The sequence below is a fragment of the Porphyromonas levii DSM 23370 genome (assembly GCF_000379925.1).
Lineage (GTDB): Bacteria > Bacteroidota > Bacteroidia > Bacteroidales > Porphyromonadaceae > Porphyromonas_A > Porphyromonas_A levii.
Genome location: NZ_KB904204.1, coordinates 30,915 through 44,649, shown reverse-complemented (window position 1 = coordinate 44,649; position 13,735 = coordinate 30,915). Strand labels below are relative to the sequence as shown.

Sequence of the window (13,735 nt, the reverse complement as noted above, 5' to 3'; positions counted from 1 at the left end):
ATGATATAAAGAAGTATGAAAGTTATCAATCTTTCGGAGCAAAACTCGATTCTTAATCGCTTTATCGCTGAGCTCCGCGATGTGAATATTCAAGGTGATCGCATGCGCTTCAAGCGTAACATAGAGCGTATCGGCGAGGTGCTAGCTTATGAAATGAGTAAGACCTTTGAATACAAGGCGACTGATGTGCAGACCCCTTTGGCTGTCTCTACCGATATGTTGGATCAAAACCAAGTAGTAGTGGCAACTATCCTCCGCGCTGGATTACCTTTACACCAGGGCTTTGTGAATTACTTCGATAGAGCTGAGAATTGTTTTGTATCGGCATACCGTAGGTACAAGGATCGTCTCAATTTTGAAGTGATGATAGAGTACCTCTCTTCTCCTTCTATTGAAGGTAAGACCTTGATTCTTGTAGATCCGATGCTGGCTACAGGTAGCTCCATGGAGTTGGCATACAAGGCTATCCTTACCAAGGGTACTCCTAAGGAGCTTCATATAGCCTCAGTTATCTCTAGCCAGCCTGCACTAGACTATTTGTCTAAGGTAATGCCTGAGGATTGTACGCTATGGACAGCGGTCAATGACCCTGAGATTGATGACCATTCCTATATTATTCCTGGTCTTGGCGATGCTGGTGACTTAGCTTTCGGAACTAAGCTAGACGACTAAGCCAATAGGTGATAGTAAAACACGGGGTAGACTCATCGCTAGAGTCTACCCCGTGTTTTACTATCTCTTGGCTGTAGCCTATTTGGTTTCAGAACCATCGAGAAGGACTGCGGTAAACATCCATTTATTCGGCGCGTACCAGATGCCGGAGTTGAAGGACGGGATAGGGGCTTTAACTAGAATAGTATTCATACCCTTCTTCAAATGTACTTTGTGTGGAGTACGCATGATATAGTTTTCATCCTCATAGGGGTACTCGTTATCGCCTCCCTTCTGTCCTGCTCTGAGCCACTTAGGTGGGTGTATCTCTTCGCCATTGATCCATATCTTGGCATCATAGTTATTCCAAGTGTCAAGCGCAGGGGTAGGGGTTGCCTGGGAGCGAGAGAAGTCATAGAAGCCTATCCACATGTCTGCTATCTTATCGGTGTCGCTCCACACTTGGCGGGAGGCATAATAAGTGGTATTGGGTTTCGCATCTTGGAAGTGCCCATGGACTGCAGGGTGCCACCAGTGGCGCAGGATAATTGTGCCACCTACTAATGTGGTATCGGGCTGAAGCGTCTCCACACCTTCTATCTCGGGAGCAAAGGCACGAGAGGTCTCTCCTTCGTTGTTGTAGGGACCGTAGATATTCCATCGGATATTAGTCTGCGGAACGTATTGGAAGGGAAGATAAGGGAAGAGGTCTTGGTGTAGAGCTATTATTCGATGCTCTAGGTCGGCGAGTTCTTGCAGGGTTTTCTCCTGAATCCCTACATAGGAGTAGGCGTCGCCACCTCCTACCCAAGTCCTTTCGGCAAAGGCGAATAGGGAAGGGTACACTGCGTTGTGGGCGAAGTTATCTTCTCCTCTCCGAAGTCGACGGTCGTTCCACAGGCAGAGCGTAGCACCGATAGCACGGTCGGATGCCTTGTCTTGCCCGCCTATCTTGTGATTGAATATCAATGGTACGCCCTCCAAAGCGTCGTGGTGATTAATGTAGAGGTTGCGAGAGTCAATATAGACTAGGTCGGAACCCTCTGATAGAGTGCTAGAGTCTTCACCCCATAGCTGTCTGATAACACTATTGGTGAGGTTGCCACCAGGTTGCCATCCCATTACTTTGATACCTTTGCTCTCTAGGATGTGTATCATTGTAGGTAGAAACTTCGTGTCTGTAATCTTGACCTCGTCGCCACCGATATGGATGATATCGAAGTTGTAGGTCTCTGTCACCTCCTTTAGGATATTGGCAACAGCCTGAGTGCCCTCAGGGGTTTGCATCTCGAAGCCCATGGCTCTGACGAATGCTTTGGAGTGCCCTGGCATATCTATCTCGGGCATAAAGGTGATGTGCCTATCTTCGCAGTACTTCTGTAGCTCCTTGATGTCTGCCTCGGTATAGAATAGACCGTGGTCACGGGTCATGGACTCGGGGCTAGTGAGCTGTGGGTACTGCTTAATCTCTAAGCGCCATGCCACATCCTCAGTTAGATGGAAATGGAACACATTGAGCTTGAGTGTTGCCATCACGTCTATCTGCTGCTTGAGCAGGGAGATACTCTGGTAGTTGCGCCCTACATCTACCATATAGCCACGGAACGGGAAGGCAGGAGCATCGTATATCTTGACCATTTGGAAAGCCTCTGTCTCCTTGTTGTAGAGCTGGCGAAGCGTCTGGATAGCGTAGAATATGCCAGTGGGGGTAACTGCGCTTACTTCGATTCCCTTTTGTGTAATAGAGAGTCGATAAGCTTCTTTATTGCTGTCCTTTAGATTGAGCTGGAGCTGTATGCCCCCTCGCTTGCCTTTCCCTTCTAGCGAGAATGTACTTCCGATAAGTTGGGCATATTCCGAAAGGGAGGCGTCTGAGTAAGTGACAGCGCCTAGGTCTTTCGCTTTTGTTTCTCCTCTGAGCCATTCTACTTGCTGTGGCTTCGGTAGCAGTGGCACCTGAGCTAGGCAACTAAGGGTAAATAGAGGGAGGAGAAGGGAGAGCAACAACTTCTTCATATCTTGGCTTTTACGTTGTGTGCAATGAGTGTTTCCTGATTGTATCTATCTATTCGAGTAATAGTGAAAGCCACTCGTTCCTTCCCATTAATATAGGGGAGTACGTAGAAAGGCTCTTGGGTAGTCGCTAATAGATTATCCTCAGAGGTCGCCTTGGAGAGCTTCTCTCCTGGTTTATGGATATAGATAACGTAGTACTTAGTCTCCAATCCAGAGGGATACGGCATATCTGGTTCCCAGAAGAGAGTGAGTTTGCCTTCATGACTCACGATAGAGGTCTCTCGCTTCGGTTCATTGAACCTACGGATACTACTTGGATAGGCAGAAGCTGGTACGAGTGCGGGCTTTGTCCAGTACCGAGTGCGCATAGTTGTGGTGACTCCCTTATAGTTTGAGAATAGCTCATCGGCAGGCCACATTACGACACCCAGTGCTGTGCGATTGGCTATATTGAGTTTGGAGTGTAGCTCATCATGATCCATAGTTCGCTTAACATCCTGACCTATATAGTATTGGGCTAGATGTATATGCTGGCTCCACCACCGAGCGAGCTCAGTATGTTCGGCAGTCTTGTGCCCAATTTCCCAGTATATTTGGGGTACAATATAGTCCACCCATCCCATCACGTCCCATAGGAGAATGTCTGCATAGAGGTCGTCGTAGTTTTGGAGCCCCTTGGTCTTGCTTCCCCTTTCAGGGTCGCTTTTCTCATTACGATAGATACCAAAGGGGCTGATACCAAAGCGGACATGAGGTTTGCGCGCCTTAATCGTAGCCGATAATTGGCTGATGAGTTGGTTCACATTGTCTCTTCTCCAGTCTCCGATATTAGCAAATCCACGAGGGCTCGCTTGGTAGTCTGCAATATCCGGAATCACTTCCCCGGCTATCGGGTATGGGTAGAAGTAGTCGTCAATATGTATAGCATCGATATCGTATCGCTCCACAATGTCGTCGACTACTTGGCAAGTATAGCGCTGTACTGCAGGGAGAGCGGGATTGAAGTAGAGCTGATTGCCGTACTTGAAAAACCACTCAGGGTGCCTATGGTAGGGGTGATTAGGAGCGAGGGTAGTATTTACGTTCGTAGCCGCTCTATAGGGGTTAATCCAAGCATGTAGCTCCATTCCTCTAGCGTGGCACTCTTTTACCATGAAGTCGAGCGGATCCCACATGGGCGCAGGAGCAACACCTTGGGTGCCAGTTAGCGTACGGCTCCATGGCTCATACGGACTATAGTACCAAGCATCTGCCTCCGAGCGAACCTGGAATATTATTACATTGAAGCCCGTCCTCTGTAGTAGGTCGAGCCGATCTCTCAGACTCTTCTGTATGTATGCACTACTCCTACCCATGTACTCTCCTCTCCAAGCATTTGGAATCCATGCTGCTCTAAACTCTCGCTTCTGAGGCTGGTACACCTCTTTCTGAGCCTTATTAGCGTACTGGTCGTTAGTAAGTGCCTTCTTGCTCTTACACGAAGAAAGCCCTATGAGTAATAGGAGGGCGAATAGAATGTATTTTCTCATCCTAATTTAGTTGAAGTAATTGAATAGGAAGTTGGTAACGTTCATGTATATGAACATACCTATAAGGTCGTTCATAATGGTGATGAAAGGACCTGTAGCTCGAGCCGGATCCATCTTGAGGCGCTCCAAGGTAAGCGGAACAATGGTTCCCGATAAGCTAGCGAAGAGTACTACTGTGAAAATACTGATAGAGACCGAGGACATCACAACGATATCCTTGAGGTAGAAGTAATTGTATATGAAGAGAACCAAGCTAAGGATACCACCATTCATCAGCGCTATTGCAAGTTCCTTAAGTAGGAGTGACCCTACCTTTCCAGGCTTGATAGAACCCGTGGCGAGGTCTTGTACGATGATTGCTGACGATTGCATCCCTACGTTTCCTCCTGTTCCACCCATCAAAGGGATAAATAGCGAGATAGCTGGCACAGCAGCAAATACATTGTCGTACCCTCCGAGGATAACACTATTGAGCATTCCTCCTACCATTCCAAGTAGTAGCCAAGGGAGCCGCGCCCCTATCTGTCTTACAACAGTATCGGAGCTCTCAATATCGGAGGAAAGACCAGATGCCAACTGGTAGTCCTTCTCATGCAGCTCACGCATCTGATCCACTACGTCGTCCACAGTAATAACACCAACTAGTCGTCCAATACTATCTACCACCGGTATGGCAACTAGGTCGTAGCGCTCAAAGGTGCGTACCACCTCCTCTGCAGTGTCATTCTCATGAACAACGATAGGGTCGCGTAGTATTACGTGCTTTATCTTGGACACATTGGGGCTGGTCAGTACCTTCTTAATAGGCAGAATACCTTGAAGTCGCTCCTCATCGTCAATCACATAGATGTAGTAGACATCCTCCATCTCTGCCGCCTGTATACGGAGCTCCTCCATACAGCGGGGCATAGACCAGTTCTCGTTGACGACCATCATCTCCTTCCGCATGATACCTCCTGCGGTATCCTCCCCGTACTTTAGAAGGTCTATGATCTCTCCCGCCTGTTCAATATCCTCTACGTGGGCGAGGATAGCATCCTGTTTGTCTTCGTCAAGCTCTTGGAGTAGGTCGGCAGCGTCGTCCGAATCCATGTGGGTCAAGAACGTGTCGGCAATCTCTTCGTCCGTGAGTAGGTCGAGGACTTCCTTACGCTCCACCTCATCCATCTCCATCAGCACATCGGCTGCTACCGTACCTGGGAGCAGGCGGTAGAAGAAGAGGGTCTCCTCTGCTGGGAGCTCCTCCAATAGCTCGGCAATGTCGGCTGGATAGAGCTGCTCAACTAATGACTTTAGCTCCTCTTCCTTCCGTTCTTCTATGAGGCTCGTAATATACTTTGCCTCCTCATTACTCATCTCTATCATCGGAGTACTTCTGCTATATCGTTGGTAAGGGCAATGAAGTCATCTACCCCTAGTTGTTCGGGTCGCTTTTGGAGAAGCGGATACCCCTCTGGTAGATGGCGCTCTCCTAATAGTGGCTGGAGCGAATTGCGCAGCATCTTACGTCGGCGGTTGAAAGTCGTCTTCACCACATTCTTGAAGAGCTGTTCATCGCACCCTAGTTCCTTACGGTTATTACGTACCATTCGTATCACACCACTCTGCACTTTTGGTGGTGGGTCGAAGTTCCCTGGTGCCACACTAAATAGATACTCAATATCATACCATGCTTGGAGGAGCACACTGAGGATGCCGTAGTCTTTCGACCCAGGACCGCTCGCCAATCTCTGCGCAACCTCTTTCTGGAGCATCCCCGATGCTGCCGGAATTAGCTCCCTATACTCTAGCATGTGGAAAAATATCTGGCTACTGATGTTGTAGGGGTAATTGCCAATCAAGACAAATGGTTGCCCATTAAATACTCGATCGAGGGGTAGGGAGAGGAAGTCTGCCTCTATAATATTAGGAATTAGTGATGGGAAAGCGACTCTTAGGTAGCTGATTGATTCAGTATCTATCTCCACCACTTTCGTCTCTTGATACTTAGGGATTAGGTACTGAGTCAGCACCCCCATGCCTGGTCCTACTTCGAGAATGGGTAACTTGTGCTTTACAAGGGTGTCGGCAATCCGCTCTGCAATATCTTGATTGCGGAGGAAGTGTTGCCCCAGTGCTTTCTTTGCTCGTACCTTTTGCATCTCTTTTATTCTAAATATTGCCGAAGAAATGGTAATTTTGCGAAACCATCCTCGCGTTGCTATGCAAAGATACAAAAAAGTGATGAGGGGTGGCGATGAGACAATGAATAAGGGACTTAAGACTACACTAAAGGTGCTGGTGCCGTTGGCCTTCGGAGTATTAATCCTGTGGCTGCTGTACCGCAATATGGATGTGGAGACTCTATTAGAGACGCTTCGTGGTGATGCCAACTTTGGTATCATCATCTTCGCATCCCTATTTGGTACCCTAGGGAATACATTTAGGGGTTTTAGGTGGCACTTGCTCAATAAACGTCTCGACCCTAATGTCCGTGCAGTAAATTCTCTACTTACTACGCACGGAAATTATGTAGTCAATATGGCTCTACCCCGTCTGGGCGAGGTGTGGCGTGTGGGTGCTATGTCGCACTATTCGGGCATCAGTATATCCAAGCTAGTAGGTACCCTCTTCATTGATCGTATCTACGATGTCGTGGCTGTCTCTGTCCTGATTTTGTTAGGGCTGTTGCTCAATACCCCTTTCTTTACTAGTTTCTTTGAAAACAACCCCGATGCACTCCTCAAGCTCCAAGGGGTCATGCGCTCTCCTTGGCTCTATATAGTGCTACTTCTCCTTATTGTATTAGTGCTTGTGGCAATGCATTGGGTTCGGAAGAGCGAAAGGACAATGCATAGTTTCCGAAATGTGAGAGAGGGGCTTCGTACTATACGGACGATGGATAAGAAGTGGCTATTCCACCTCTACACGGTGGGGATATGGGCAAGCTACTTCCTGCAGTTTTATATCACCTTTTATGCCTTTAGCTTCACATCGGATCTAGGACCAGCCGTAGGGCTTCTCTCCTTTGTAATGGGGAGTGTGGCTATTGTCGCTCCTGTCCAAGGCGGTATGGGAGCTTGGCACTTTATGGTGATATATTCCCTAATGGCATTTGGGGTAGAGACCTCCAATGCTCAGAACTTTGCACTTATTGTGCATACCTTCCAAGTATTTATCTGGACTAATATGGTGGGGCTGATAGCACTAGGCTTGCTCCCGCTAGTTAATCGACATACGAAAATAGATAACAAATAAGAGATATGAAAGAGAAGATTCAATTACTCTCCCAAGAGGTTAAAGCTCTAGTCGCTCCCCATAATGAAGAGGAGCTAGAGGCTTTGAGACTAAAGTACCTAAGTAAAAAGGGGCTCCTCAATCAGCTGATGGCAGACTTCAAGAATGTGCCAGCCGAGGAGAAGCGTGAGGTAGGTATGCTCATCAATGAGCTAAAGACGGATGTTACTAATAGGATAGAGGAGTTTAAGCAAAACCTAGCTGCAGAAAGGCACTCAGAGGAGCTTCAAGGGCTAGACCTATCGCGTACAGCGTATCCACTGCCTCTAGGCACACGTCATCCGCTTAGCCTCGTGAGGGAGGAGATTATCGATATCTTTAGTCGTCTAGGCTTCAATGTAGCTGAGGGACCAGAGATAGAGGATGATTGGCATGTATTTGAGAGCCTTAATTTCGCAGAGGATCACCCCGCACGCGATATGCAGGACACATTCTTCGTATCCCACCATCCCGAGGTACTGCTCCGTACACATACGTCATCGGTACAGACTAGAGTGATGACTAGTACGCAGCCCCCTATCCGTATCATCTGCCCAGGACGTGTATACCGCAATGAGGCGGTATCGGCACGTGCACACTGCTTCTTCCATCAGGTAGAAGCCCTCTATATTGCAGAAAAAGAGAAGGTGAGCTTCGCAGACCTCCGTCAGGTATTGATGCACTTCTCTAGGGAGATGTTCGGTGAGCATACCAAGATTCGCCTACGTCCTAGTTACTTCCCATTTACTGAGCCTAGTGCCGAGATGGATATTTCTTGTAACATCTGTGGCGGTGCAGGGTGTAACCTTTGTAAGCACACTGGCTGGGTGGAAATCCTTGGTTGTGGTATGGTGGATAGCGCTGTGCTTGAGGCTTGTGGTATCGATAGTACCAAGTACGCTGGCTATGCCCTAGGTATGGGTGTAGAGCGTATTGCCAACCTGAAGTATAGCGTGAGTGACCTTCGGCTCTTCTCCGAAAATGACCTCCGCTTCCTAGAGCAGTTCGAGGGCGCACGATGAAACTTGCTGAGCGATATCAGGCTGTTCTCGACTGGTTTGCGGAGCATGTGCCAGTAGCGGAGACCGAACTAGACTACCAAAGCCCCTTCCAACTTTTGGTAGCGGTAGTACTCTCTGCTCAGTGCACCGATAAGAGGGTGAACATGATTACTCCGGCTCTTTTTGAAGCATACCCTACTGCCGAAGCTATGTCACATGCTACGGCTGAGGAGCTATTTGAGTATGTGCGCAGCTGCTCTTACCCCAATAGCAAAGCTAAGCATCTCGAAGGATTGTCGCGTATGCTCTCAGAGGAGTTTGGTGGAGTGATTCCCCAAGACCCTAAGGAGCTTGTGAAGCTACCTGGGGTAGGACGTAAGACTGCCAACGTAGTCCTTAGCGTACTCTACGATCAACCCCGTATAGCTGTGGATACACATGTCTACCGTGTCGCTCGCCGTTTAGGGCTAGCCCCACAGACCGCCAATACACCACTTAAGGTGGAGGAGCAACTCGTGAAGCATATCCCCGAGGCACAGAGAGCAATATCGCATCATTGGCTCATCTTACATGGTCGGTACACTTGCCTAGCACGTAGCCCTAAGTGTGCTAACTGCGGGCTAGCTCCCTTCTGTAGGTATTACGCCAAGAAAGGTATTATTCTGCCTGAGAAGTAGGTTGCTAGAAGAATATTGTATAGATATAGGGACTGTCGCAGAGGTGGCAGTCCCTTTTTTTAGTAGCGAAAAGAAGAAGAGGAAATTTGGTAGATTTGTTACATGATTGTACTTAGAGAATTGAAGACTATGGCGCCTGTAGAGCGTTTTTATCTCGAAGCATTCCCTCGGGAAGAGCGTCGAGAGGTGGAGGAAATATCTAGATTGCTTTCGGATGAACCGAGGTATCACCTCTTGGGGATTGAGGATGAAGGGATAGTCGTAGGATTACTTACCTATTGGGAGTTGGGCGAGTGGTATTATGGAGAGCACTTTGCGATTGACTCTTCTTGCCGAGGACATGGGGTGGGCGCCGAAGTGATGAAGTCTTTCCTATTAGGAAAGCGGCAGATTATCTTCGAGGTAGAGCTTCCGGAGGAGGAGATGGCATGCCGTCGGATAGGCTTCTATGAGCGGTTGGGCTTTAAGCTCTGGGATATGCCCTACCTGCAGCCTCCTTATAGAGTAGGGGATGCGCCATTGCCTCTTCGCCTAATGACGAATGGGATGGAGCCGACCGAAGCCATCGTAAAGGCAATACATACATCAGTGTATGGTGTGGATTAATAGTATTCATCATATTATCTGTGTGTGTGGAAATATTCATATCCCATAATAATAATTAGGCGAGTGCCTGTTGTGGATAGCGCTAGGGGAGAAATTTATTCCTAGGAATAAATAAAATTATCTCTAGGAATAAAAATATTTATTTGTACAGATAAATAAATTTATTCCTAGAGATAAATTTGTATACTTTGGCTAATTCTATTGAATAAGAGCGCTAGCCAGACATTGTTGTAGCGATAACGGCTTTTAATTGAACCGCTTATGCTTCTGGTGCAATGGTCTTGAGGAATAGCTCATCGAGCTGATCAGGATCGAGCTGAGAAGGGGCATCGATCATTACATCACGACCAGAGTTATTCTTAGGGAATGCGATGGTATCTCGAATGCTATTGAGCTGTGCAAAGAGGGATACCCAGCGGTCGAAACCATAAGCGATACCTCCATGAGGTGGTGCGCCGAACTTGAAGGCATTCATGAGGAAGCCAAACTGCTCTTCTGCCTTCTCTTCGGTAAATCCAAGTACCTCGAACATCTTTTTCTGTAGCTTGCTATCGTGGATACGGATAGAACCACCTCCTACTTCTACGCCATTGATGACCATGTCATAGGCATTGGCGCGTACTGCTCCTGGGTTGGTCTCGAGTAGATCGATATCCTCAGGCTTGGGCGCAGTGAATGGGTGGTGCATAGCGTAGTAGCGCTGTGTCTCTTCGTCCCACTCTAGAAGTGGGAAGTCTACTACCCATAGGCATGAGAAGTTGCTTGGATCCATCAGCCCTTGCTCTTCGGCTACGTGAAGACGTAGAGTGCCGAGTTGTTTGCGGGTCTTCATGGTATCATCGCCACTGAGGATGAGGATAAGGTCACCTGCCTGAGCTTCCATGACTTTGGCCAGTTGCTGAAGGGTCTCTTGGGTATAGAACTTATCTACACTACTCTTCACATTGCCACTCTCCTCTACTCGAGCATAGACCATACCCTTGGCGCCCACCTGTGGTTTCTTCACAAACTCTGTAAGTTGGTCTAGTTGTTTGCGGGTGTAAACCGCTGCACCTTTGACGCAGATTCCGCCGATATACTTGGCGTCATCGAATACAGAGAAACCGTGCCCCTGAAGGGTATCCATAAGCTCTACAAAACGCATCCCGAAGCGGGTATCTGGCTTATCGCTACCGTAATACTTCATAGCGTCGTGCCAAGAGATACGTGGATAAGACTCGGTTTGATCAATGCCTAGAATGGTCTTGAATAGGTGTTTTGATAGACCTTCAAAGGTATTGAGGATATCCTCCTGCTCTACGAAGGACATCTCACAATCGATCTGGGTAAACTCCGGCTGGCGATCGGCACGAAGGTCTTCGTCACGGAAACACTTCACAATCTGGAAGTAGCGGTCGAATCCTGCTACCATGAGTAGCTGTTTGAAGGTCTGTGGTGACTGTGGTAGAGCATAAAACTCGCCTGGATTCATGCGGCTAGGTACCACGAAGTCGCGTGCACCCTCAGGGGTCGACTTAATAAGGACGGGTGTCTCCACCTCCAAGAAATTGAGCCCATCGAGATATTGGCGAATCTCGATACCCATCTTGTGACGCAGTTCGAGGTTGCGACGGACAACGGAGCGACGGAGATCAAGATAGCGGTACTTCATACGTAGTTCATCGCCTCCGTCTGATTGGTCTTCAATAGTAAATGGAGGGGTCTGAGAGCAATTGAGTACCTCCAAGCGCTCCACGATTACTTCGATTTCTCCTGTAGCAATCTTATCGTTTTTCGCTGAGCGCTCAGCTACCTTACCCGTTACTTGAATGACATATTCACGACCTAGGTGCGCAGCTTTCTCTGCTAGCTCTGCATCGTGCTCCTCTGTGAATACTAGCTGAGTGATGCCATAGCGGTCACGGAGGTCGATAAAGCTCATGCCTCCCATCTTTCGATTGCGCTGTACCCATCCTGCTAGGGTTACCTCTTCTCCAATGTTGGACGCACGGAGTGCGCCACAAGTAGTTGTCCTATACATACTCTCTATATATGTTCAATTTTCCTTAGTCTTACTAGTGTTATCTTATTGCCCGTAGCCCTCATTACTTGTACTTGGAAGAAGGGTGGGATATTGAATTCTTCTCCTGCATGGGGTATCTCCTGACTATGGTGTAGGATAAATCCGGCTAGGGTCTGATATTCTTCGTCTTCAGGAATCTCGAGATCAAACTCTTCATTGAGGGTGTCGACCTCGGCGCGTCCCGATATGATGTATTCGTTATCACCTACTTTGCGCATAGCAATACGCTTGGTGTCGTGCTCATCTTCAATGTCTCCAAAGATTTCCTCCACGATGTCCTCAAGGGTGAGCATCCCAGCTGTACCTCCTAGCTCATCTACTACGATGGCTACACTCCGTTTCTTTTGCATGAGTTGTTTTAGTGCGTTCTCGGCAGGAAGAGACTCAGGGATAAATATAGTAGGTAGGATGCGACCTTTCCAGTCGTCCTCGCTACCTAGGCGAAACATTTCGATACTGTGGATATAACCGATAATATCATCTATGTCTTCTTTGTATACTGGGAGTTTGGAGAAGCCTGTGCGGTCGAATAGTTCTGTCAGTTCTTCACGCGGAATATCGTAGTCTACTGCAACTATCTCATTACGTGGCACCAAGCAGTCGCGTACTTTAATGTCGGCAAACTCGAGTGCATTTTGTAGTATTCTAGCCTCTTCCGACTTGCTGTCTTGTGTTACATTACTCTCAATAAAGTAGTCTAGGTCTATCTTGGAGAGAGGTTGTACTGTGTCGTCTTCGTTCTTTACGCCAAAGAGCTTAAAAATTAGTTTACTTATCCAAGATACCAGAAGAGTAATCGGAAATAGTAAGATGTAGATGATGAAGAAGGGAAAAGTGATGATGCGAACAGTTATATTGGGTTTCATCTGACCTATGGCCTTTGGTATATACTCTGAGAATACGATGACTAGTGCGGTAGAGATAATGGTTTGTATCAAGACCACAAGGAAGTCGCTATGTAGGAAAGCCTTCAGCGGATTCTCTAGTAACATGGCTACGAGTAGTCCATAGACCACATTCACGATATTATTCCCGACGAGGGCAGTGGTGATGAAGCGACCACCGTTCTTATAGAAGTGTGTTGCGATGCGAGAGAGTGCATTGCCTCTATTTTTATCGAGCTCCACTTGCAGGCGGTCGGCAGATACGAAGCTAATCTCCGACATACTAAAGAAGCCAGAGAGCAGGATACAGATGAGTATTCCGAGGTATATCATAGGGTATTATTAAATGGCAGCTGGGGCTAAGCTAAGAGTGTCGGGCGCTGTCCCAGATGCCGTTGAGGTGGAGTCGGCTGGTGCCATTGGGTGGTCTTCGACATCCACATGACCGAATGACGAATAGAGCTCGTATCGGGTCATAGATTGATTGCTACGGAAGCCGTACTTGCTCTCTATAAGCTGTCCTGGCTTCGGTATGATAAGGGTGTGTTCGTGCGAATATACTTCCTGTAGTTGTTCGTCCCAATAGAGAGAATTGCCAAAGAAGCGACCTCCTTCTCTATTGAGTACTTCTACGTTGCCGACCAATTGCCAGAGCTTCTTTGCCTGGTAATAATAGGCTGTATCGGCTTTGATAGAGGCTTGTGTCGTAAATAGGGTGTCGAACTGCTCTACGTACATCCCTTCTGGGAAATACCAATAGGGTTCTGGATTATCGTAAGTATACCAGATGGGCGCCTCGAGTTTATACTTGGTGATGCCGCTATCGGATATTAGAGAGGAGACATCACGAGTAATCGAGGAGTAGGAAAGGGAGTCAACATCTGCGAGAATGGTGTCGCTCTTTTTACCACCACAAGCCGATAGTGCAGCTGTGATATACAAAAAGATGCCAGCACAGACCCACAAAGTGGGCTGTGCTAGCATCTTACTTATTATATGTCGTGACGATTTATCACTCATATCCTTCACCCCGCATAGGGGGAAAGAGTAATTA

The 13,735-nt window shown here is 47.7% G+C and carries 12 protein-coding genes; 5 read left to right on the top strand and 7 right to left on the bottom strand.

The annotated features are described in order from the left end of the window. Positions 1–15 precede the first annotated feature (15 nt). Positions 16–672, top strand: coding sequence for a uracil phosphoribosyltransferase (gene upp / locus A3GG_RS0100590; RefSeq protein WP_018357404.1), 657 nt, complete (start codon positions 16–18; stop codon positions 670–672). A gap of 78 nt (positions 673–750) precedes the next feature. Here the strand turns inward: upp and A3GG_RS0100585 are convergent, their stop codons facing one another. Genes A3GG_RS0100585 through rsmA form a run of 4 tightly spaced genes read right to left on the bottom strand, consistent with a single transcriptional unit; the run spans position 751 to position 6,337 of the window. Further along, positions 751–2,667 (bottom strand): beta-N-acetylhexosaminidase, encoded by a 1,917-nt coding sequence (locus tag A3GG_RS0100585; protein ID WP_018357403.1) that lies wholly within the window; start codon positions 2,665–2,667, stop codon positions 751–753. Continuing rightward, entirely contained in the window at positions 2,664–4,196 is a 1,533-nt protein-coding gene (locus A3GG_RS0100580; RefSeq protein WP_018357402.1) for a glycoside hydrolase family 10-like protein, read from the bottom strand. Before A3GG_RS0100580 ends, A3GG_RS0100585 begins: the two co-directional genes overlap by 4 nt. 6 nt (positions 4,197–4,202) lie before the next feature. Continuing rightward, entirely contained in the window at positions 4,203–5,561 is a 1,359-nt protein-coding gene (mgtE, locus tag A3GG_RS0100575; RefSeq protein ID WP_018357401.1) for a magnesium transporter, read from the bottom strand. Further along, positions 5,558–6,337 carry a 16S rRNA (adenine(1518)-N(6)/adenine(1519)-N(6))-dimethyltransferase RsmA gene (gene rsmA, locus A3GG_RS0100570; RefSeq protein WP_018357400.1) on the bottom strand — a complete coding sequence of 260 codons (780 nt, stop codon included), beginning with the start codon at positions 6,335–6,337 and terminating at the stop codon, positions 5,558–5,560. Before rsmA ends, mgtE begins: the two co-directional genes overlap by 4 nt. Positions 6,338–6,398: 61 nt before the next feature. Here rsmA and A3GG_RS0100565 point away from each other — a divergent pair, with 61 nt between their 5' ends. From A3GG_RS0100565 to A3GG_RS0100550, 4 genes are all read left to right on the top strand, one after another. Next, positions 6,399–7,433 (top strand): lysylphosphatidylglycerol synthase transmembrane domain-containing protein, encoded by a 1,035-nt coding sequence (locus A3GG_RS0100565; protein WP_018357399.1) that lies wholly within the window; start codon positions 6,399–6,401, stop codon positions 7,431–7,433. 5 nt (positions 7,434–7,438) lie between these two features. After that, the gene (gene pheS / locus A3GG_RS0100560) at positions 7,439–8,473 is read left to right on the top strand and encodes a phenylalanine--tRNA ligase subunit alpha (RefSeq protein ID WP_018357398.1); all 1,035 of its coding nucleotides are present in this window, start codon (positions 7,439–7,441) and stop codon (positions 8,471–8,473) included. After that, on the top strand, positions 8,470–9,129 hold the full coding sequence (gene nth, locus A3GG_RS0100555; RefSeq protein WP_018357397.1) for an endonuclease III: 660 nt from the start codon (positions 8,470–8,472) through the stop codon (positions 9,127–9,129). The genes pheS and nth overlap by 4 nt, the downstream gene beginning before the upstream one ends. A gap of 102 nt (positions 9,130–9,231) precedes the next feature. Next, a complete protein-coding gene (locus A3GG_RS0100550; RefSeq protein WP_018357396.1) occupies positions 9,232–9,735 on the top strand; it encodes a GNAT family N-acetyltransferase in 504 nt (167 codons plus the stop codon). 259 nt (positions 9,736–9,994) lie between these two features. Here the strand turns inward: A3GG_RS0100550 and aspS are convergent, their stop codons facing one another. The 3 genes from aspS to A3GG_RS11485 are packed head-to-tail and all read right to left on the bottom strand — an operon-like array spanning position 9,995 to position 13,701. Then, positions 9,995–11,755 (bottom strand): aspartate--tRNA ligase, encoded by a 1,761-nt coding sequence (aspS, locus tag A3GG_RS0100545; protein WP_018357395.1) that lies wholly within the window; start codon positions 11,753–11,755, stop codon positions 9,995–9,997. A 5-nt stretch (positions 11,756–11,760) separates the two neighbouring features. Then, positions 11,761–13,014: a hemolysin family protein gene (locus tag A3GG_RS0100540; protein WP_018357394.1), complete on the bottom strand. Its 1,254-nt coding sequence runs from the start codon at positions 13,012–13,014 to the stop codon at positions 11,761–11,763. Positions 13,015–13,023: 9 nt separating this feature from the next. Beyond that, a complete protein-coding gene (locus A3GG_RS11485) occupies positions 13,024–13,701 on the bottom strand; it encodes an LptA/OstA family protein (protein WP_156808623.1) in 678 nt (225 codons plus the stop codon). Positions 13,702–13,735: the final 34 nt, after the last annotated feature.

Coding starts and splice junctions, on each gene's coding strand:
- A3GG_RS0100550 (WP_018357396.1), top strand. CDS start 9,232: ATGATTGTACTTAGAGAATTGAAGACTATGGCGCCTGTAGAGCGTTTT.
- A3GG_RS11485 (WP_156808623.1), bottom strand. CDS start 13,701: ATGAGTGATAAATCGTCACGACATATAATAAGTAAGATGCTAGCACAG.
- nth (WP_018357397.1), top strand. CDS start 8,470: ATGAAACTTGCTGAGCGATATCAGGCTGTTCTCGACTGGTTTGCGGAG.
- rsmA (WP_018357400.1), bottom strand. CDS start 6,337: ATGCAAAAGGTACGAGCAAAGAAAGCACTGGGGCAACACTTCCTCCGC.
- aspS (WP_018357395.1), bottom strand. CDS start 11,755: ATGTATAGGACAACTACTTGTGGCGCACTCCGTGCGTCCAACATTGGA.
- A3GG_RS0100580 (WP_018357402.1), bottom strand. CDS start 4,196: ATGAGAAAATACATTCTATTCGCCCTCCTATTACTCATAGGGCTTTCT.
- A3GG_RS0100585 (WP_018357403.1), bottom strand. CDS start 2,667: ATGAAGAAGTTGTTGCTCTCCCTTCTCCTCCCTCTATTTACCCTTAGT.
- upp (WP_018357404.1), top strand. CDS start 16: ATGAAAGTTATCAATCTTTCGGAGCAAAACTCGATTCTTAATCGCTTT.
- A3GG_RS0100565 (WP_018357399.1), top strand. CDS start 6,399: ATGCAAAGATACAAAAAAGTGATGAGGGGTGGCGATGAGACAATGAAT.
- pheS (WP_018357398.1), top strand. CDS start 7,439: ATGAAAGAGAAGATTCAATTACTCTCCCAAGAGGTTAAAGCTCTAGTC.
- A3GG_RS0100540 (WP_018357394.1), bottom strand. CDS start 13,014: ATGATATACCTCGGAATACTCATCTGTATCCTGCTCTCTGGCTTCTTT.
- mgtE (WP_018357401.1), bottom strand. CDS start 5,561: ATGATAGAGATGAGTAATGAGGAGGCAAAGTATATTACGAGCCTCATA.